This window comes from Spirillospora sp. NPDC048911 (assembly GCF_043198015.1).
In the GTDB taxonomy this organism is placed as follows: Bacteria; Actinomycetota; Actinomycetes; order Streptosporangiales; family Streptosporangiaceae; genus Spirillospora.
Genome location: NZ_JBICUD010000006.1, coordinates 630391 through 649973, shown reverse-complemented (window position 1 = coordinate 649973; position 19583 = coordinate 630391). Strand labels below are relative to the sequence as shown.

At 68.8% G+C, this 19583-nt stretch carries 18 protein-coding genes; all 18 read left to right on the top strand.

Features of this window, described 5'->3' with window-relative positions; genetic code table 11:
- Positions 1-50: 50 nt before the first annotated feature.
- On the top strand, positions 51-539 hold the full coding sequence (locus ACGFNU_RS29455) for a hypothetical protein (RefSeq protein WP_392598748.1): 489 nt from the start codon (positions 51-53) through the stop codon (positions 537-539).
- A 218-nt stretch (positions 540-757) separates the two neighbouring features.
- Positions 758-2014, top strand: coding sequence for a DUF6801 domain-containing protein (locus ACGFNU_RS29450; protein ID WP_392598746.1), 1257 nt, complete (start codon positions 758-760; stop codon positions 2012-2014).
- A gap of 183 nt (positions 2015-2197) precedes the next feature.
- Positions 2198-5785 carry a fibronectin type III domain-containing protein gene (locus ACGFNU_RS29445; protein WP_392598744.1) on the top strand — a complete coding sequence of 1196 codons (3588 nt, stop codon included), beginning with the start codon at positions 2198-2200 and terminating at the stop codon, positions 5783-5785.
- Between the two features lie 117 nt (positions 5786-5902).
- On the top strand, positions 5903-6427 hold the full coding sequence (locus ACGFNU_RS29440) for a hypothetical protein (protein ID WP_392598742.1): 525 nt from the start codon (positions 5903-5905) through the stop codon (positions 6425-6427).
- A gap of 52 nt (positions 6428-6479) precedes the next feature.
- Entirely contained in the window at positions 6480-7229 is a 750-nt protein-coding gene (locus ACGFNU_RS29435; RefSeq protein WP_392598822.1) for an MlaE family ABC transporter permease, read from the top strand.
- Positions 7230-7232: 3 nt separating this feature from the next.
- Positions 7233-8078 carry an MlaE family ABC transporter permease gene (locus ACGFNU_RS29430; RefSeq protein ID WP_392598740.1) on the top strand — a complete coding sequence of 282 codons (846 nt, stop codon included), beginning with the start codon at positions 7233-7235 and terminating at the stop codon, positions 8076-8078.
- On the top strand, positions 8075-9340 hold the full coding sequence (locus ACGFNU_RS29425; RefSeq protein WP_392598738.1) for an MCE family protein: 1266 nt from the start codon (positions 8075-8077) through the stop codon (positions 9338-9340). Before ACGFNU_RS29430 ends, ACGFNU_RS29425 begins: the two co-directional genes overlap by 4 nt.
- Positions 9337-10386 carry an MCE family protein gene (locus tag ACGFNU_RS29420; RefSeq protein ID WP_392598736.1) on the top strand — a complete coding sequence of 350 codons (1050 nt, stop codon included), beginning with the start codon at positions 9337-9339 and terminating at the stop codon, positions 10384-10386. Before ACGFNU_RS29425 ends, ACGFNU_RS29420 begins: the two co-directional genes overlap by 4 nt.
- Entirely contained in the window at positions 10383-11441 is a 1059-nt protein-coding gene (locus ACGFNU_RS29415) for an MCE family protein (RefSeq protein ID WP_392598734.1), read from the top strand. The genes ACGFNU_RS29420 and ACGFNU_RS29415 overlap by 4 nt, the downstream gene beginning before the upstream one ends.
- Positions 11441-12490 carry an MCE family protein gene (locus ACGFNU_RS29410; RefSeq protein WP_392598732.1) on the top strand — a complete coding sequence of 350 codons (1050 nt, stop codon included), beginning with the start codon at positions 11441-11443 and terminating at the stop codon, positions 12488-12490. Before ACGFNU_RS29415 ends, ACGFNU_RS29410 begins: the two co-directional genes overlap by 1 nt.
- Positions 12490-13596, top strand: a complete 1107-nt coding sequence (locus ACGFNU_RS29405) for an MCE family protein (protein ID WP_392598730.1) — start codon at positions 12490-12492, stop codon at positions 13594-13596. The genes ACGFNU_RS29410 and ACGFNU_RS29405 overlap by 1 nt, the downstream gene beginning before the upstream one ends.
- Positions 13596-14843: an MlaD family protein gene (locus ACGFNU_RS29400; RefSeq protein ID WP_392598728.1), complete on the top strand. Its 1248-nt coding sequence runs from the start codon at positions 13596-13598 to the stop codon at positions 14841-14843. The genes ACGFNU_RS29405 and ACGFNU_RS29400 overlap by 1 nt, the downstream gene beginning before the upstream one ends.
- Positions 14840-15334, top strand: coding sequence for a hypothetical protein (locus ACGFNU_RS29395; protein WP_392598726.1), 495 nt, complete (start codon positions 14840-14842; stop codon positions 15332-15334). The genes ACGFNU_RS29400 and ACGFNU_RS29395 overlap by 4 nt, the downstream gene beginning before the upstream one ends.
- 8 nt (positions 15335-15342) lie before the next feature.
- Positions 15343-15828 (top strand): hypothetical protein, encoded by a 486-nt coding sequence (locus tag ACGFNU_RS29390; protein WP_392598724.1) that lies wholly within the window; start codon positions 15343-15345, stop codon positions 15826-15828.
- A gap of 21 nt (positions 15829-15849) precedes the next feature.
- Positions 15850-16437, top strand: coding sequence for a hypothetical protein (locus ACGFNU_RS29385; RefSeq protein ID WP_392598722.1), 588 nt, complete (start codon positions 15850-15852; stop codon positions 16435-16437).
- A gap of 15 nt (positions 16438-16452) precedes the next feature.
- On the top strand, positions 16453-16980 hold the full coding sequence (locus ACGFNU_RS29380) for a hypothetical protein (RefSeq protein WP_392598720.1): 528 nt from the start codon (positions 16453-16455) through the stop codon (positions 16978-16980).
- An 80-nt stretch (positions 16981-17060) separates the two neighbouring features.
- Positions 17061-18077, top strand: a complete 1017-nt coding sequence (locus ACGFNU_RS29375; RefSeq protein ID WP_392598718.1) for an alpha/beta hydrolase family esterase — start codon at positions 17061-17063, stop codon at positions 18075-18077.
- A 269-nt stretch (positions 18078-18346) separates the two neighbouring features.
- Positions 18347-19555, top strand: coding sequence for a helix-turn-helix domain-containing protein (locus ACGFNU_RS29370; RefSeq protein WP_392598716.1), 1209 nt, complete (start codon positions 18347-18349; stop codon positions 19553-19555).
- Positions 19556-19583 lie beyond the last annotated feature (28 nt).

Below are 19583 nucleotides of genomic sequence, written 5' to 3'. Positions count from 1 at the left end.
ATGACGATTCGCCGCTTCTTGTGCTCGGCGACGCGCAAGGGAGAAATTCTGTGAAAGCGTGGATGAGATCGTTCGGCATCATCGCCGTCTCCGGTGTGCTGCTGTCCGGCGCCGCATGCGGCGGTGACGACGGCGGCACCTCGGACTCGGCCACTCCTCCGGGGACTTCCGCGGCGGCCTCCCCGACGCCTGCCACGAGCGCGGGAGGCGGCGTTCCGACGACGGCGGCCGCGGCTGAGAGGCGCGCCGCGGAGGCCAAGCGAAAGCTCACCGAGTGTCTTCGGAAGGCGGGGCTGGGCGGGCTTCCGAGTCCGGGCGCGAGCCTGTCGCCGAAGGAACAGGAGTCGGCCCAGAAGTGCGCGGCGCAGATGCTCATGGGCTCCGACCCCACCGTCCGGGCCAAGGTCGAGGCTCTCCGGACCTGCATGAAGAAGAGGGGCGCGACCGTCCCGGCCGCGGGGGAGCCGTTCATCCCCAAGGTCGACGACCCCAAGGTGGCGGCGGCGCTGAGGGCCTGCCAGCAGAGCGGCACCGGCTGATCATCAGCCACCGATAAACAATTCCGAAAAACACTCCGGGAGTGAATGATTTCGCTCCCGGAGCCTTCGGAAACCCCGATTTCGGATTTGGGATCGAGTGAGCGTCCTTTCGAAAACTTTGTCACGCTCGTCTGATGACCATTTCGCTACCGGGGAGTAGTTTTCGTTCCCGAAACGTCTGTGATGTGCACCACCCCACATCATTCTGAGAGGTACGAGTGAAAAAGAAATCAGCACGGCTCAGGACCGGAATCGCGCTGGGCACCGCCACCGGTGTCGCCGTCGGTCTCGCCGGCGCCCTGGGGGCCGGGACGGCCGCCGCGGCCCCCGCCGCCGCGGCGGCCCCCTCGGCCGCGGCGGGCTCCTCGGCCGCGGCGGCGGCGAAGTCCCTCACCTACACCTGCAACTACCCGCTCATCGGGAAGCGCCAGGTCAAGGTCGACATCGAGACCAACGTGCCCGCCAAGCTCGGCGTCGGCCAGAGCAGCGGCAAGATCCAGGTGACCTTCACCGCCACGCTGGGCGCGGACACCACCAGCGGACTGGGCGCCGTGGACGGGGCCACCATCGAGGGCGCCGCGGACGCCAAGGCCGCCATCACCGGCCCGGGCTTCCCGAACGGCCTCAACGTCAACATCAAGAACGCGATCCAGCCCGCGTCCATCCCCGCGAGCGGATCGTTCCAGCTCAAGGGCTACGGCGAGGCCCCGGCGCTGACGTTCGACGAGGCCGGCCCGGTCGTCGCCAAGCTCGGCGCGATGGACTTCACCATCCTGCTGAAGAAGAAGGACGGCTCCCCGGCCGCGCTGGGCACGTTCAAGGCCGCGTGCACGCAGGACGCCGGGCAGGACCCGACGGTCGTCCAGGCCGAGATCGTCGAGGGCGACCAGACGCTGCCGCCGCCCCTGACGCCGCCGTCGTACTTCCCCTACACCGCCGCCCCCGTCGCGCCGGGCGTCCTCAAGTACGGCTTCACCCTCGGCGGCAAGTCGCTGATCAAGAACGCCAACGGGACGGTGCCGCTCAAGGGCACCATCGGCGTCGACGTGGACGGCGCGACCGGCGCGATCAACGGCGACCTGTTCCTCGGCAAGACCTCGGGCCAGATGAACATCCTGGGCTTCCTGCCCGTCACCGCCGAGGTCGACTTCGAGCAGATCGGCAAGACGGTCGGCACCTACGCCGGCGGCGAGATCGCCACCACCTCGACGATGAACATCAAGATGCCGAACTTCCTGGTGTTCGGCGCCATCCCGATCGGCGGCGGCGCGAACTGCAAGACCAGCGAGCCCTCCGTGATCAAACTGACCTCGCCCGCCGGGCAGTTCTTCAACCCCAAGGCCGGCGGCAAGCTCGGCACCGCCGACTACAAGATCGCCCCGATCAAGGACTGCGGCGCGCTCGAGGGCATCCTCAGCCTCTTCGCCGCGGGCACCGGCAACACGATCGACCTGGACCTCACTCCGAAGGCCTGACCTCCGGCCCCGCAACCCCCTGACCAGGGCAGACCCCCGGCGGCCGGCGCGTCCGGCGCCGGGGGCGGCCCGACCTGTTCCACAAACGAAGGGCAGCAGGTGAAACGCAAGAGATCGTTCAGGAGAGTCAGACCCACGAGAGTCAGGCCCACGAGGGTCAGGACCACCGCGGTCCTGGCCGCCATGACCATGGCCGTGTCCGGCCTGGTGGGCGTGGCGGGGACGGGTTCCGCATCGGCGGAGCCGGTCTCGCTGTCGCTCGGCTTCCGGTGTGCCTACCCGCTCATCGGCATGAAGGACATCACCGCCGACATCACGTCCGACATCCCGAAGTCGGTCAAGGTCGGCGAGGCGGTACCGCGGTTCGTCGTCAACGCGAACACCACGATCGGGGCCGACACCACCGAGGGCCTCTACACGATGAACGCCGCCACGATCGAGGGATCGGCCGTGGCGCAGGCGCGCGTGTACACCCCCGACTTGCCCAACGGCGTCGGCGCGAACACGACCGTCGCGCTGGAGAAGACCGCCATCCCCGAGTCCGGGCCGTTCTCGGTGAAGGCCACGGGGCAGACCCCGTCGCTCACGTTCGACAGCCCCGGCTGGGCCCAGATCAACGTCGGCAACATCGTGCTGACGGTGACCCCCAAGGACAAGGCCGGCAACCCGACGGCGCTGGGCACCCTGAACGTCACGTGCTACCAGAAGCCCGGGCAGGCCAACGTCCTGTCGCAGTTCGAGGTCACCGAGAGCGGCGACCCCAGCGGCACGATGCCGCCCGTCAAGGTCGACCGCCCGACGGCGCAGGGCACCGAGCCGGGCACCAAGACCTACGACCCGCGGATCAACGAGATCACGCTCAACTACACCTGCCCGTACCCGCTGATCGGCCGGCACCCCCTCACGGTCAAGGCCTCGATCGACTACCCGGCGCAGATCCCGCTCACTACCTACGCGCCGCCGATCCGGATCAAGTCGATCAGCACCACCGACCCGGAGACGACTGAGGGCCTGCTGACGCTCGACCCGCCGGTGAAGTCGATCGAGGGCTCGGCGCTGGCCTTCTCCACCCTCAAGGTCCCGGAGATCACGGCCGCCACGGGCCTCCTCGCCCGGGTGAAGCTGCCCATCGGCAAGACCGACATCCCGCCGGGACCGCCCTACCAGCCGCTGGTCATCCCGGCCGACGGCGCGGCGCCCCAGCTGGTCTTCTCCAAGGCGGGCGACGGTTCGCTCTCCGTGGGGAACATCGACCTGACGATGACGCCGCGCCTCGCGGACGGGTCGCCGCACCCGGACCTCGGCACGTTCACCCGTACCTGCACGCAGGTCGCCGGCCAGAACAACGTCATCAGCACCTTCAAGATCGGTGACGGTGGCGGCCCGGTGGTTCCCGCCGCGCCCACCGGCCTGGCGGTCGACGGCCAGGCGACCGAGAGCGCCATCCCGCTGAAGTGGAACGCGTCGCAGGGCGCGACCAGCTACACGGTCTACAACGGCGACACCAAGGTGGCGGAGAACGTCACCGACACCAAGTACACGGTGACCGGCCTTGAGGCGGGCAAGGAGTACACGCTCAAGGTCGTGGCCGTGAACACCGCGGGGGCGTCCCCCGCCGCGGAGATCAAGGCGTCGACGGTCGCGGCGAAGCCGGGAGCCGTCACGGGCCTCGAGGTCACCGGCAAGACGCACGAGTCGGTGTCGCTGAAGTGGAACGCCGCGTCCGGCGCGACCTCGTACACCGTGACGTACGGCGGCCAGACCAGGGAGGTCGCGGAGACCTCCGCGACGATCACCGGTCTGTCCCCGAGCACCGACTACTCCTTCTCCGTCGCCGGCAAGAACGCCGCCGGCACCGGTGCGGCCGCGACGGTCGCGCAGAAGACCGACCCGGAGCCGGTCACCAAGCCGGCCGACGTGACCGGCCTCGAAGTGACCGCGAAGTCGCACAACTCGGTGTCGCTGAAGTGGAACGCGGCCGCCCGCGCGACCTCGTACACGGTGTCGTACGCGGGCAACACCAAGGAGGTCACCGGCGGCGCCACCGAGACGACCATCGACGGGCTGACCCCGGCGACCGACTACTCCTTCTCCGTGACCGGTGTGAACTCCGCCGGCACGGGCGGGGCGGCGACGGTCGCGCAGAAGACCGACCCCGAGCCGGTCACCAAGCCGGCCGACGTGACCGGCCTCGAAGTCACCGGCAAGACGCACAACAGCGTCTCGCTCAAGTGGAACGCGGCCGCCCGCGCGGACAAGTACACGGTCACCTACGGCGACCAGACCAGGGAGGTCGCCGGTGGCGCCACCGAGCTCACCGTCGACGGCCTGACGCCTGAGACCGACTACACGTTCTCGGTGACCGGGGTGAACTCGGCCGGCACGGGCGGGGCCGCCACCGTCAACGCGAAGACCAACCCGGTGCCCGAGCAGAAGCCCGCGGACCTGACCGGCCTGACCGTGACGGGCAAGACGCACAACAGCGTGTCGCTCAAGTGGGACGCCGCCGCCCGCGCCACCTCGTACAAGGTGACCTACGGCGGCCAGACCAAGGACGTCACCGGTGGTGCGACCACGGTCACGATCGATGGGCTGACCCCCGAGACCGACTACACCTTCTCGGTGGCCGGCGTGAACAACGTCGGCACCGGCGGCGCCGGCACCGTGGGCCCGGTCAAGACCGACCCCGCGCCCGACCAGAAGCCCGGCGGCATCACCGGCCTCCAGGTGACCGGCAGCACCTTCGACTCGGTGACGGTGAAGTGGAACGCCGCCGAGCGCGCCGACAAGTACAAGCTCGGCTGGGGCGCGGCGGGCTCCGCCGAGACGACGGCGACCACGTACACCATCAAGGGCCTCAGCCCGCTGACCGACTACAAGATCTCGGTCGTCGGCGTGAACGGCTTCGGTACCGGTACGCCGGCCGAGGTCAGCGTCAAGACCCCGGCGAAGCCCGACACGATGGCGCCGTCCGTCCCGGCGGACGTCAAGGCCGCGGTGGCGGGCAGCACCGTCACCCTGACCTGGGCCGCGTCCAAGGACGAGGACGGCGGCTCCGGCCTGGCCGGATACGTCCTGTACCAGAACGGCCAGAAGGTGCCCGGCGTGATCACCGAGGCGAAGAAGGTGCTGTCCGGTCTCGCGGCCGGCACCTACACCTTCGAGGTCGCGGCGGCCGACAAGGCCGGCAACGAGTCGGGCCGGAGCACGCCGCCGGTCACGGCCAAGGTCGAGCCGCCCACCGGCGGCAACACCTACGCCCTCGCCGGGTCGTCCGCGATCAAGGGCGCCAACGGCAAGGTCACGGTGAACGGCGCGGTCACCACCGTGACCGACGGCGGAAAGGTCAGCGCCGATCTGACGCTGAACCCGACCACCGGCAGCTTCTCGATCTTCGGGTTCATCCCGGCCACGGCCAACGTCGCCTTCGCCCCGCAGGGCAAGACGACGGGAACCCTGTCCGGGGCGACCCTGACCACCGAGACCAAGACGATCGTCAAGGTCCCGTCGGTCAAGGTGTTCGGCATGGAGGTCGGGGGCGGGGCCACCTGCCAGACGGCGTCCGCGGCCACCATCCCGCTGAAGGCCACCGACTGGAACGTCGGCACCGGCGGAACGCTCAAGGGCACCTACACCCTGCCCGCCCTCACGGGATGCGGCCCGCTCACCCAGATCATCAGCGCGCTCGTCGCCGGACCTGGGAACACCGTCGACCTGAAGGCCACCAAGGCCGTCAAGGCGACTAAGGCGGCCAAACCCGTCAAGAAGTGACATCCAGCCGATAGAGGGAGCCCCCGCCACCGCCGCCGCGGGCGGCGGTGGCGGGGCCTCCCGCCGCGAACGTGTCTGTCGCGAACGTGTGTGTCGAACGTGTGTAAGGAGAAGAACGTGGTGCTACGCATGATCGGCGGGATCGCGCTGGCGTGTGCGGTGGCCCTCCCGATGGCCGGTTGCGGCGATGACGACAAGCCGGACCCGAAGGTCGCCTGGGCGGCCAAGGTGTGCGACGGCGTCAAGCGGAACACCAAGAAGGTTCAGGCGCCGTCCCTTGATCCGAGAAGCGCCAAGAAATCACGCACGGCCATCCTGACCTTCCTCGGGGACATGAACAGCCAGCTCTCCGCCCAAGCGACGAGCCTCAGTTCGGCGGGTTCGCCCCCGGTCGGGGACACGGCGTACAGAACCGCCCTGGCGAACCTGAGCCAGGTCCGCACCGAGCTGACCACCGTCTCGGCCAGCCTGGAGAAGGCCAAGGTCACGGACATGAAGTCGCTGACCAGGACGCTCAGTTCCTACAGCGCGAAGATGAGCGGGTTCGGCGCGTACCAGGGACCGGCGAAGGAACTGCGGGCCAACGCGGACCTCAACGCGGCGTTCGGCGAGACGCCGCAGTGCAACGGCGTCGGGGTCTGAGGACCTGGCCGTGACTCAGATCGACAAGGCCCTCGCCTTCCCGGTCACCGCGATGCGGACGGTCGGGCAGCTGTTCCAGCTCGGCGCCACGGTGATCGGGCTGCTGTTCCGCACCCGGTTCCAGTTCCGCGAGTTCGTGGAGCAGTTCTGGTTCATCGCGAGCGTGACGATCCTGCCGGCGTCGATCGTGTCGATCCCGTTCGGGGCGGTGACCTCGTTGCAGGTGGGGTCGCTGATCCAGCAGCTCGGCGCGGAGAGCTTCACCGGCGCGGCGAGCGTGCTGGTCATCATCCAGCAGGCCAGCCCGATGGTGGTGGCGCTGCTCGTGTCGGGCGTGGCCGGGTCGGCGATGTGCGCGGACATGGGCTCGCGGACGATCCGGGAGGAGATCGACGCGATGATGGTGCTCGGCGTCTCGCCGATCGAGCGGCTGGTCGTGCCGCGGGTCGTCGCCTGCATGGCCGTCGCGTTCCTGCTGAACGGGCTGGTCTCGGTCGTCGGGGTCAGCGCGGGCTACTTCTTCAACGTCTTCATGCAGGACGGGACGCCCGGCGCCTATCTGGCGAGCTTCTCCGCGCTGGCGCAGCTGCCCGACCTCTACGTCGGCCAGGTCAAGGCACTGATCTTCGGCTTCATCGCCGGGGTGGTGGCGTCCTACCTCGGCCTCAACCCCGGCAAGGGCCCGAAGGGCGTCGGGGACGCGGTCAACCAGTCCGTGGTCTACGCGTTCCTCGTGCTCTTCGTCGTCAACATGATCCTCACCGCGATCTACCTGCAGGTCGTCCCACCGAAGGGAGGATGACCGATGGGTCTCCCGATCCCCGGCCGCAGGACGCTGCGGCGGCCCGGCCGCATGTTCAGGTTCCTCGATCAGCCCGGCGACCAGCTCATCTTCTACACCAAGGCGCTGCTGTGGACGCCGCGCGCGATCCGCCGCTACCTCAAGGAGGTGCAGCGGCTGCTCGCCGAGGTGGCGTTCGGCAGCGGCGGGCTCGGCGTCATCGGCGGCACGCTCGGCGTGATGATCGCGATGACGCTCGCCACGGGCGTCGTCGTCGGCATGCAGGGCTACTCGGCGCTGCAGCAGATCGGTTCGGCGGCGTTCACCGGCTTCGCCTCCGCGTACGCCAACACGCGGGAGATCGCGCCGCTGGTCTCGGGGCTGGCGCTGAGCGCGACGGTCGGCGCGGGCTTCACCGCCCAGCTCGGCGCGATGCGCATCAACGAGGAGGTCGACGCGCTCGAGGTCATGGGCATCCCGAGCCTGCCCTACCTGGTGACGACGCGGATCGTGGCCGGGACGGTGGCGATCATCCCGCTGTACGGGATCGGCCTGGTCAGCTCGTACCTCTCGGCGCGGCTGGTCACGGTGATGTTCAACGGGCAGTCGGCCGGCACCTACGACCACTACTTCGGGCTGTTCCTGTCGCCGCTGGACGTGCTGCTCTCGTTCCTCAAGGTCTTCGTCTTCAGCGTGATGGTGATCATCTCGCACTGCTACTACGGCTTCCGGGCGGCCGGCGGCCCGGCGGGCGTGGGGCAGGCGGTCGGCAAGGCCGTCCGCACGTCGATCCTGCTGATCGGCGTTACCGACTTCTTCATGAGCCTGGCGATCTGGGGGACCACGACGACGGTGAAGGTGGCCGGATGAGCAAGGGGACCAGACGGCGCACCGAGGCCGGCGACATGGTCCGGCGGCGACTGGCCGGGGTCGTCTTCCTCCTGGTTCCGGCGCTTCTGGTCGCGCTGTCGATGGCGGTGTACGACAAGAGGTTCACCACGGTCTCGATGGTGACGCTGCACACCGCCGCCACCGGCAACTCGCTGCACCGGTACGCCGACGTCAAGCTGCGCGGGGTCACGGTCGGCGAGGTGCGCGAGATCCGCGCGAGCGGCTCCGGCGCGACGCTCAAGCTGGCGATTCATCCAGACAAGGTGAGGATGCTGCCCGCGAACGTGTCGGCGCAGATGCTGCCGACAACGCTCTTCGGGCAGCGGTACGTGGCGTTGATCCCGCCCGCGCGGCCGAGCCCGCAGCGCCTGGTCGCGGGCAGCGTGATCAGCCAGGATCGCTCGTCCAACTCGATCGAACTGCAGCAGGTCCTGGACGACATGATGCCGCTGCTGACCGCCGTCGAGCCCGCCAAGCTGTCGACCACGCTCAGCGCGATCGCGCAGGCCCTGGACGGGCGGGGCACGCAGCTCGGCCGGACCATGGTCGAGCTCGACGCCTACCTGCGGAAGATGAATCCGAAGCTGCCGGCCCTCAACCGGGACATCATCGAGCTGGCGAGGCTGAGCCGCCACTACAGCGAGGCCGACCCGGAGATCATCCAGGCGCTCTACGACGCCACGTACACCAGCCGCACGCTGGTCGACCGGCAGGCGGGCCTGAGCACGGTCTACTCGTCGGTCACCGCCGCATCGCAGGACCTGACCGACTTCCTGCGCGAGAACTCCCAGAACATCATCCGGCTCTCCGCGCACAGCAAGCCCAGCCTGCGGCTGCTCGCGAAGTACTCGCCCGAGCTGCCCTGCACGCTGCGCATGGTGAACGACTTCATCCCGATGATGGACCGGGTCCTCGGCAAGGGCACCGGGCAACCCGGCCTGCACGTGAACGTCACGACGATGCGTTCCAAGGGCGCGTACCGGCCGGGCAGGGACAAGCCGGTCTACAAGGACAAGGGCGGGCCCGACTGCTACCCCGTCCCGTACTCCGGCACCGCCGCCACCGCCGCCACCGCCAAGATCAGCCGAGGCGGGCTCGGGCTGCCCAACTCCCCGGCGGAGAACCGCCTCATCAACGAACTGCTCGCCCCCGGGCTGAACGACGTGCCAGGTGCCCTGCCCGACTGGAGCAGCGTGCTGGTCGGCCCGATCTATCGCGGTAGGGAGGTGACCCTCCGATGAAGAGCCGGAGCATGGCACGGCCGCTCATCAAGTCGCTGCTGTTCGTGGTGTTCACCGGCCTGGCCACCGCCGTCCTCGCGGTGAGCATCGCGCAGACCGACGTCGGCGCGACCCGTTCGTACACGGCGCGTTTCACCGACGCGTCCGGGCTGCGCAAGGGCGACAGTGTGCGCGTCGCGGGAGTGCAGATCGGGCGGGTCGACAAGGTCGGCGTGACGGACCGGCGCGTCGCCAAGGTGAGGTTCTCGGTCGAACGCGACCGCGAGATCCCCGCCTCGGCCACCGCCACCATCAAGTACGTCAACCTCGTCGGCCAGCGGTACGTCGAGATCGAGCGCGGCGCCGGGGCGACCGGCGCCCTCCGGCCCGGCGGGACGATCCCGCTCGAACGCACCAGGCCGGCGCTCGACCTGACGCAGCTCTTCAACGGCTTCCGGCCGCTGATGCAGGCGCTGTCGCCGAACGACGTCAACAAGCTGGCCGAGTCGATCATCCAGGTGTTCCAGGGCGAGGGCGGGACCATGGAGACGCTCCTGTCGACCATCGGCTCGCTCACCAGCACGGTCGCCGCCAAGGACCAGGTCATCGACCAGGTCGTCGGCAACCTCAACGGCCTGCTCGACACCCTGAACGGCCGCACCGACCGGGTGGTCGACCTCGTCGGCACGCTGCAACGCCTCGTCTCCGGGCTGGCCGCCGACCGCAAGCCGATCGGTGAGGCCGTCGGTGCCCTCGACGACCTCGCCAGGAGTACCGCGGGCCTGCTGGAGGCCGGACGCGCGCCGCTGAAGAAGGACGTCGCGCAGCTGGGCCGCCTGTCGCAGAACCTGGCGGACGAGTCGGACACCGTCGAGAAGTTCCTGAACACGCTGCCCGTGAAGATGAACGCCATCGGCCGCCTCGGCTCGTACGGCTCCTGGATGAACCTCTACCTCTGCGAGGCCAAGCTGAGCGGCGCCACCTACCAGCAGTTCCCGGACGCGCGGCGCCCGCCGCCGACCGGCATCCCGATCACCCGAGAGAGCACGCCGAGGTGCAAGCCATGAGCGCGGGCAAGGGCGGCGCCGCCTCGAAGCGCAGGCGGCGGCCGCTGTTCAGGCCGGTGCGCGAGTGGAATCCGATCACCGTCTTCATCGTCGGCATGGTCATGTTCATCCTGATGGGCACCGTCGCCTTCCGTGCCGCCGACCTTCCGGTCATCGGGGGCGGCACGGACTACTCGGCCGACTTCAGCGAGGCGGCCGGGCTGCGTCCGGGCAACGAGGCGCGGGTCGCCGGCGTGAAGGTCGGCAAGGTCACCGGAGTCAGACTGGACCGAGGGAAGGTCAAGGTCACGTTCCGGGTGAAGGACACCTGGGTCGGCAATGCCAGCACGGCCGCGATCTCGATCAAGACCGTGCTCGGCGACAAATACCTGGCCGTGGATCCCCTTGGCACCGGTCCGCAGGACCCCGACGTCCGCATCCCGATCAGCCGCACGATGTCGCCCTACGACGTGACGGCCGCGTTCGACGACCTGAGCACCTCGCTGGTCAACCTCGACTCGGCGAAGCTGGGGGAGAGCCTCCAGACGTTGTCGGCGACGTTCGCCAACACCCCGCCCGCCATGCGCAAGGCCCTGGACGGCGTCACCGCGCTCTCCAAGGTGATCTCCTCCCGGGACACCGAGCTCAAGCGGCTGCTCGCGGGGGCCAACCAGTTCTCCGGCACTTTGGCGAGCCAGAACACGCAGGTCGAGTCGCTGCTTCGCGACGGCAACCTGCTCCTCGCCGAGCTGCGCCGCCGCCGCGACGCCATTCACGGGCTGCTGATCGGGACGCAGAAGTTGTCCACCGAACTCTCCGGCCTTGTCGACGACAACCAGAGGCGACTCGCGCCCGCGCTGCGTTCCCTCGAAGAGGTCGCGGCGCTGCTCGAACGCAACAAGTCCGACCTCGACCGGGCGCTGTCCATCGCCGGTCCGTACACCCGCCTGGTCGGCAACTCGCTCGGCAACGGGCGATGGATGGACGGCTACCTGTGCGGCGTCGTCCCCGAGAGCTACCTGCCGCCCGGCACGCCGCCGAAGTCCGGGTGCCAGCCCCCCAAGCGAGGCCGCTGATGCAGCAGACCATCATCCTGCCCGACCGGCGCCGCGCACGCTATCGGCGGCTGCGGCTCGTCCTCCTGGCGCTGATCGCCGCCACCATGGCGGTCGTGCTGGGCGCCGTCATGCTGGCCGTGCTCACGGGCCGCCCCGCGACCAGGATCACCGCGTACTTCACCCAGGCCGTCGGCGTGTACGCCGGCTCGGACGTGCGCGTCCTCGGCGTGAAGGTCGGCACGATCGAGTCGGTCAAACCGGAACCCTCACGGGTCAAGGTCACCCTCAAAGTGGACGAGGCGGCCCCGATCCCGGCGAACGCGGGCGCCCTCGTGATCGCGCCGAGCGTCGTCGCCGACCGCTACGTCCAGCTCACCCCCGCGTACACGGGCGGCGAGCGGCTCACCGCTGACGCCGTCATCCCGGTCGAACGCACCGGCACGCCCGTGGAGATCGACACGCTGTACGGGACGGTCAAGAAGCTCGCCGCCGACCTCGGGCCCAACGGGCTCAACAAGAACGGAGCCCTCTCCAACGCCCTGCGCACCGGCGCGCGCAACTTCCAGGGCAACGGCGAGGCCACGGGCAAGACGATCGAGCAGCTCGGCAAGGCCGCCAGGACGTTGAACGGGTCGGACAAGGACCTCTTCGCCACGATCAGGAACCTGCAGAAGTTCACGTCCATGCTGCGGGCGAACGACAACCAGGTCCGTCTCGCCGAACGACAACTTGCCGACGTCACAGGTTTCCTAGCCGACGACCGGGAAAACCTCGCCGCCGCACTCCGCCAGCTGGCCGACGCCCTCGGCAAGGTCAAGACGTTCATCCAGGACAACCGAGCCTTGATCAAGTCGAACGTGGACAAACTGGCGTCGATCACGCAGGTGCTCGTCGACCAGCGCAGATCACTGGCGGAGGCGCTCGACGTGCAGCCGCTCAACGTGATGAACGTCCTCAACGCCTACGACCCGGCCCGCCAGACCCTCATGGGGCGCGGCAACCTCAACGAGCTGAGCATGGGCGACCCGCCGCTCCCGCTCCCGGCGGTGAACGGAGGCAACGGCTGATGCGGACGAGGACGGCGACGGCCATCACGATCGCCCTGGCCTTGACGGGATGCAGCAGGGTGCAGGACATCCCGCTCCCCGGCGGCGCCGACGTCGGAAGCCACCCGTACAAGGTGAAGGCGCAGTTCACGAACGTCCTGAACCTCGTGCCGCAGTCGGCGGTGAAGGTGAACGACGTGGCGGTGGGCCGGGTCAGCAAGGTCTCGCTGCCGCGCGGTGGCTGGACGGCCGAGGTCACGCTGCTCATCAACGGCGACGTCAGGCTGCCCGCCAACGCCTACGCGCAACTCCGGCAGTCGAGCCTGCTAGGCGAGAAATACGTGGCGCTGACACCACCCTCAACCGGGCCTGTGGGCAGGCTCACCGACGGCACCACGATCCCCACTTCCCGCACCAACCGGAATCCGGAGATCGAAGAGGTCTTCGGCGCCCTCTCACTGCTGCTGAACGGCGGCGGGCTCAACCAGATCAAGACCATCACGTCCGAGCTCAACAACGCGATGAACGGCAACGAGCCGCAGATCAGATCGATGTTGCAGCAGGTCACCAAGCTGACCTCCACACTCGACGGCAACCGGAAGGGCATCACCGACGCCTTGGACGGCCTCAACCGTCTCTCCGCCACCCTCAACGGCCGCCGCGGCCAGATCGCCACCGTCCTGGATGACCTGGGCCCCGGCCTGAAGGTCCTGGAGCGGCAACGCGGCGCGCTGGTCGGCATGCTCGAAGCGCTCGACCGGCTGTCGGGCGTCGCGGTCACGACCATCGACAAGAGCAAGGACGACATGGTCGCCGATCTCAAGGCGCTGGAGCCGACCCTGCGCGAGCTGGCGGACTCCGGCACCGATCTGCCCCGCTCGCTCCAGGCGCTGCTGACCTATCCGTTCACCGACGCGGTAATGCCCGCCATCAAGGGCGACTACCTGAACGTCTACCTCACGATCACAGCCGCCCCAGGAACACCCCCCATCATCCCGCCAATCAAGCCAAACCCCTCCACCAACCCAACCGACACACCCTCCGGCACACAGGCAGGCGCATCTGCCGGGCAGGATGCCCCTCCGCTACCGCTGCCACCGACTGTCACTGGGGGAGGGGAGGGGTGATGGTCACGCCTGTCACGCGCATCAAGGTCTGGGCATTCCTCCTTCTGGCCGTCGCCACGCTCTCGTTCGTCGGCATTCGTTACGCCGACCTCGGCAGCTATGTCGGTTACCGCGACTACTACGTGGTGAACGTCGAGCTCGCCGAGGCCGGTGGGCTGCTGCAGTACGCGGACGTCACGTATCGCGGCGTTTCGGTGGGCCGGGTCGGGCCGATCCGCCTCACCGGTGACGGGGTCGTGGCCGAGCTGCGCATCAAGAAGTCGGCGCCCAGGATCCCGCAGCGGAGCGCGGCCCTGGTCGCCAACCGGTCGGCCGTCGGTGAGCAGTACATCGACCTGCGACCGGAGGTCGCGACCGGCCCCTACCTGGCGGCGGGCGCCCGGATCGAGCGTGCCTCCACCCGCACGCCCGCCCCGGTCACCGACCTGCTGAGAAGCGTCAGCGACCTGGCCGGATCGGTGCCGCTCGATGATTACCGGACGCTGGTCGACGAGCTGGGCGCGGCGTTCAACGGGCAGAGCCAGAACCTGCAGACGCTCCTTGATAACGGGGGCGCCTTCACCCGCGAGGCGAACGCGCACGTCGAGCCGACCACGCGCCTGATCGTCGACGGCGAGGTGGTCATGCGCACCCAGAACGAGGAGGCCGCCTCGCTCAAGGCGTTCGGTCACAGCGCCCGGCTGCTCGCCAGGCAGCTGCGCGACTCCGACACCGACTTCCGCAAGCTCGTCGCCGCCGCCCCCGGCGCGTCGCAGCAGTTCGCCGGGCTCGTCCGCGACCTCGACCCCAACCTCAGCGTTGTCATCGCCAACCTGCTCACCACCTCCGACATTCTGCTCACGCGGGTGAACGGGATGGAGGAGCTGCTGGTCAAGGTGCCCAAGGCGGTCGCCGCGGGGAACTCGATGATCCGGAAGGACACGCTCAACTTCGGCATGGTGACCACGTTCTTCCAGCCTCTCCCGTGCACCCAGGGCTACGGCGCGACGAAGTACCGCAACGGCCTCGACCTCTCGTCCGGGCCGGCTCTCAACACCGCCGCCCGCTGCACGATGCCCGCCGCCAGCGGAGTCAACGTGCGCGGCGCCGCGAACGCCCCGCGAGGAGGCGTACCAGCCCCGGCCCGGCCGAACTCCGTCATGGGCACGGCCGGCTCGGCACTCCCCGGAGCGCTCGGCCTGCCCGCCCTGACGTCCACCTCCACGGACCTCGGCGGGCTTCTCGGCCTGAACGGAGACCGGGAATGACGCGCGTCGGCAGCCTCCTGATCGTCGCCGCCCTGGTCCTCCTCGGCTGGTCGGGCTGGTCGTTCTATGAGTCCCGCGGCTCGGAGACCCACGACCTGGGCAAGGACCGCGACCTCGTTCTCGCCACGGGCAAGCGGCAGGTCGCGGCGCTCAACAGCATGGACTGGAACCAGAGCGACGCCGGCCTGCGCCAATGGCTCAGCTCGTCGACCGGCCCCCTGCACGACCAGCTCGAGCGGGAGTCGGCGGCGAGCAGGCAGAAGATCGTCGCGGCCCGGACGACCGCGGTCGCCACGGTCGACGACGCCGCGGTGCTCTCCCTGGACGTACGGTCAGGCACCGCCCAGCTCATCGCGACCGTGCAGGTCCGGCTCACACCCCAGGCCGGTCAGCCCACCACCCAGCGCAAAAGATACGAGGCGGGACTGACACGCACGCCCGCCGGCTGGAAGCTCAAGTCGCTCACCGCGATCCCGGTCAGTGCGAGCTGAGGAGGACCATGCCCTGGATCCGTCTTGTTGCAGCGGTGGTCATGGTCCTTGCCGCCGCCGTCCTTCTCTGCCTGCGCGGCCCCGGCGGAGAAGAGTCGCCCAACCGCGCCCTCACCGACGCCGACGCCACGACCAAGGCCATCGGCGACGTGAGCAACGCCCTCACGCGCATCTTCACCTACAGCTCTGAGGACACCGCCACCGCGGAACGAGCCGCGACCGAGTCCCTCTCCGGTCGCGCCGCCGGCGAATACCGCCGCCTCTTCGTCCAGGTGAAGCGGCAAGCCCCCGTCGACCGCCTCGCCCTCAAGACCCGGGTCGTCCGAGCGGGTCTGGTCAGCCTCACCACCGACAAGGCACAACTCCTTGTCTTCCTGGACCAGGTGACCACACGCAACGGCAGACCCAGCGGTACCACTGCCGCCGCCCAGCTTTCCGTCACTGCCGAACTCAGAGACGGCCTATGGCGCATCACCGAGCTCAGGTCCCGCTAACTCCGCGAGGAGGTGACACCGATGGCCGACAAAGCCGAGGTGAGCGTTCTGAAAGAAGAACCCCCTGCCAGCACCGAGAAGGATGTGGAAACCGCCGGAAGCGGGCGAGACCCGGTACGGGTGGCGGCGATCGTGCTGGTGGCGATCGCGACCCTTGCGGCGGCCTGGACGGGCTGGGGTTGGTATTCGGCCCGGAACGATGACTCGCTGGCGTACTCCAAGCTGCGGGACGAGGTCCTGCAGAGCGGAGAGCAGGCGGTCCAGAACCTCAACACGCTGGACTACCGGACGCTCGACGCGAGCCTGAAGAGGTGGCAGGACTCCACGACCGGCAAGATGTACCAGGACATCGTGCAGGGACGCGCCACGTTCGAGCAGCAGACCCAGAAGGCCAGGACGGTCACCAAGGCGCGGATCCTCGAAGGCGCGCTCACCGAGCTGGACGCGCACGCGGGCAAGGCCCGGATCATCGTGGCGGTCGAGATCGTCGTGACGCCCCCGGCAGGGGCGCCCGTCACCAAGAAGGACCGTCACATCGCGGAGCTGACCAGGACCTCGGCAGGCTGGAAGGTCAGCGCGCTGGGTCCGGCACCCGTCGGGAACTCCTAGAAAGGCTCGCTCGGCATGCTCATCCGGTTGCCGGCCGTTCTTGGAACGGCGACGGTCCTGCTCGGCGGCTTCGCCATCTGGTCCCACCAGCAGGCGAACGATCTGCGCGAGACCCCCGCGACGAGGAACGTGGCTCTCACCGATAACGCCAGGACCAGCGAGATCAAGGGCTCGGTGAACGACGTCGTCAACACGGTGTTCTCGTACAACCACACCGACATCGCCAAAACAGAGCGTGCGGCCAAAGAACTGCTCGTAGGCAAAGCCGTGCAACAGTACGAGGTGATGTTCGGGCTCGTACGCAAATCAGCGCCGGAGCAGAAACTCGTCCTCACGACTACTGTCACCGACAGTGCAGTGAAGATGTTGCAGGGTGACCGTGCCAGGCTTCTGGTATTCGCGGACCAGCGCAGCACGCGCGGGTCGGACGGCAAAAGCTCGTATGCCGGCGCCATGCTGGCGGTGGACGCGGTATGGCGGTCCGGCAAATGGCGCATCTCCAACATCGATACGTTCACCGGTGGGACGACACCGAATCCTTAGCTCGAATACACAAACGGCGGACTTTTTCCACTCCTGGTGTGCGTAGCGGCGTTGGCGGCGCCCATCGCAAGATCGTCACCATGAAAATCATCATGCGGGCGGCGCTGATGATGGTGGCCCTGTGCCTGGCCACCAGCGCCCACCCCCTGCCCGCAACGGCCGCAGCGCCCGCAGCGCTCAAGGCGCCTGGCGCGTCCGGCGCGTCCGGGGCGTCCCGGTCGCCCGTGAGGCCCGCCCCGCCCGCGGCGTCCTCGACACCGGTCAAGCCCGGCACTCATGCGCGCACGATCACCATGCCCTCGTTCAACTGGCTGGTGAAAGAGAAATGGGAGCGCACGTACCTGCTGCACGTGCCGCAGCACCGCAGGGCCGCGAAGCCGCCGCCGCTCGTGATCGCCCTGCACGGCGGTCTGGACGACAGCAAGTACATCCAGAACCAGAGCGGCCTGGACGCCGTGTCCGAGCGGCACGGCTTCGTCGTGGCGTATCCCGACGGGTTCCTGCGCACGTGGAACGCCGGTGGCTGCTGCTGGTTCGCCCGCCTCGCGCAGGTGGACGACGTCGCGTTCATCGACCAGCTCATCACCACCCTCGTCAAGGAGAAGCTGGCCGATCCCAGGCGGATCTACCTGACGGGTTTCTCCAACGGTGGCGGGCTGGCCTACAAGTACGTGTGTGAACGTCCCAACCGTGTGGCCGCCATTGGCGTGGTCTCCGGCGCGCTCGCCACGGCGTGTCCGTCCCGCCCGAAGGTGTCGCTGCTCGCATTCCACGGCACGTCAGACTTCTCCGTTCCGTACAACGGCGGCGGCAACCTGGATTTCGACGTCAAGGAGCCGTTCCTCCCCGTACAGACAGTGGTCGACATATGGCGGCGCCTGGCCGGTCTGCCCGCGCTGGCTTTCGACTACTTCGCCAAAGCGGCGACGCGTTGCAAGACCACTGGGCGATCCCGCACTGAAGTCGCGTTGTGCACGGTGACCGGCGGCGGCCACGAATGGCCGGTGCCCACCAAGACCGCCGGCGTCGACGGCACTGAGATGTTGTGGTCCTTCTTCGCGGCACACCCTCGATCATCTGCCGCAGCCAAACAATGAATTCTGGGACTGGAAATCCTGCAAGGCACCGTCGCCTGTAGCGCGTGCGGGAGGACGGCCATCTGCCGGTCTCTCCCCACGCGCCTCAGAAGCTCCAGCTTCATCTGCAAGCAACCTCCTCACCTGGGCGGACGTCCTCAGGTGTCAACACGGGTCACAATCGGCACCGGAAAGCTCGCACGAACCTGACAATCATCGAGGTGACGCGTCGGCCATCCTTGTGGGACTCGGCGTATCACAGTGTTCGGTCGTTGCAGGGAGCCGTGACGATGACGCAAGTCCAGCTGGACGTCAGCCCGTTCGAAGCCATTCCCCGACATCTCGCGCGGCGCATGCGTCCCCACGCCGCACGGACGGTCGAGCCGCTCCTCCAGGAGTCGCTCACCCTGCTGCCGGCCGCGGCGCGGCGGGCCGGCAAGGTCCGGGAACGGATCGTCCAGGGGCTGGAGGATTTCTACGCGCTGGTCGAGGACCCGCACGCGGCCTGGGAACGCATCGCCCCCAGCTACATCGAGCTCGGCCGGGAGATGGCGGGCGACGGCCAGGATCTCGACGAGATGCACCGCCTGTTGTGCCAGACCGCCCGCTCCGCCTGGCGTTCCATCACCGCCCTCGCCGACACGCTCGACATCGACCGGGTGACGCTGGGGCTGATCGCCGACGCGCAGTTCAGCTACATGGACGCCGTCGCCGCGCTCGTCACCCAGGGATACGAGATGGAGTTCGCGGGCACCGCCGAGGCCCTGCACCGCCGCCGTACCCGCCTGCTCAACCTCCTGCTCGCCGAGCCGCCCGTGCCCGAAGACGTGATCAAGGACGCGGCGCGTACGGCCGAATGGCGCGTGCCCCGCACGGTCGCCGCCGTGACGCTGTACCCGCGCGGCGTGGCGGACTGCCACTCGCCGTCCCTGCCGCCCGACGTCCTCTTCGACCCGGCCTCCCCACCCCTCCTCGTCCTCCCGGACCCCGAAGGGCCGGGCCGCCTCCGTCTCCTGGAGCCGCTGCTGCGCGACTGGACCGTCGTCGTGGGGCCCACCGTGCAGGTCACCGAGACCGCTAAGTCGCTGCGGTGGGCGCGCGAAGCCCAGGCCCTGGTCCGGCGCGGGATCATCCCCGGCGACGAGGTGGTCCGATGCATGGACCACGTCCCCACCCTCACGATCTTCCGCGCCGAGGAGCTCATCGAGCACGCGGCGGCCTCCCGCTTGGCGCCCCTCCGTTCGATCTCGCCCGTCCAGGCCGAGCGCCTCTCGGAGACGCTGCTGTCCCTCCTGGAGAACAAGTTCAACGCGACCGAGGCGGGCAATCAGATGCACGTCCACCCGCAGACGGTCCGCTACCGGCTGCGGCGCCTGGAGCAGCTCTTCGGCGCCGAACTCTTCGACCCCCGCCGCGGCCTCGAACTGGAGATGATCCTGCACGCCAAACTCGGGGGCGTCCGCACGCGAGAGACGGTGCCCGCAGCGGCCGCCGAATGAGTTATCCACAGAACGTGATTCCAGTATC

Bases quoted from the DNA above. Each gene is read 5' to 3' on its own strand.
- ACGFNU_RS29405 (WP_392598730.1), top strand. From the start codon at position 12,490: ATGCGGACGAGGACGGCGACGGCCATCACGATCGCCCTGGCCTTGACG.
- ACGFNU_RS29435 (WP_392598822.1), top strand. From the start codon at position 6,480: ATGCGGACGGTCGGGCAGCTGTTCCAGCTCGGCGCCACGGTGATCGGG.
- ACGFNU_RS29410 (WP_392598732.1), top strand. From the start codon at position 11,441: ATGCAGCAGACCATCATCCTGCCCGACCGGCGCCGCGCACGCTATCGG.
- ACGFNU_RS29420 (WP_392598736.1), top strand. From the start codon at position 9,337: ATGAAGAGCCGGAGCATGGCACGGCCGCTCATCAAGTCGCTGCTGTTC.
- ACGFNU_RS29445 (WP_392598744.1), top strand. From the start codon at position 2,198: ATGACCATGGCCGTGTCCGGCCTGGTGGGCGTGGCGGGGACGGGTTCC.
- ACGFNU_RS29425 (WP_392598738.1), top strand. From the start codon at position 8,075: ATGAGCAAGGGGACCAGACGGCGCACCGAGGCCGGCGACATGGTCCGG.
- ACGFNU_RS29385 (WP_392598722.1), top strand. From the start codon at position 15,850: ATGGCCGACAAAGCCGAGGTGAGCGTTCTGAAAGAAGAACCCCCTGCC.
- ACGFNU_RS29400 (WP_392598728.1), top strand. From the start codon at position 13,596: ATGGTCACGCCTGTCACGCGCATCAAGGTCTGGGCATTCCTCCTTCTG.
- ACGFNU_RS29415 (WP_392598734.1), top strand. From the start codon at position 10,383: ATGAGCGCGGGCAAGGGCGGCGCCGCCTCGAAGCGCAGGCGGCGGCCG.
- ACGFNU_RS29380 (WP_392598720.1), top strand. From the start codon at position 16,453: ATGCTCATCCGGTTGCCGGCCGTTCTTGGAACGGCGACGGTCCTGCTC.
- ACGFNU_RS29430 (WP_392598740.1), top strand. From the start codon at position 7,233: ATGGGTCTCCCGATCCCCGGCCGCAGGACGCTGCGGCGGCCCGGCCGC.
- ACGFNU_RS29370 (WP_392598716.1), top strand. From the start codon at position 18,347: ATGACGCAAGTCCAGCTGGACGTCAGCCCGTTCGAAGCCATTCCCCGA.
- ACGFNU_RS29375 (WP_392598718.1), top strand. From the start codon at position 17,061: ATGAAAATCATCATGCGGGCGGCGCTGATGATGGTGGCCCTGTGCCTG.
- ACGFNU_RS29390 (WP_392598724.1), top strand. From the start codon at position 15,343: ATGCCCTGGATCCGTCTTGTTGCAGCGGTGGTCATGGTCCTTGCCGCC.
- ACGFNU_RS29395 (WP_392598726.1), top strand. From the start codon at position 14,840: ATGACGCGCGTCGGCAGCCTCCTGATCGTCGCCGCCCTGGTCCTCCTC.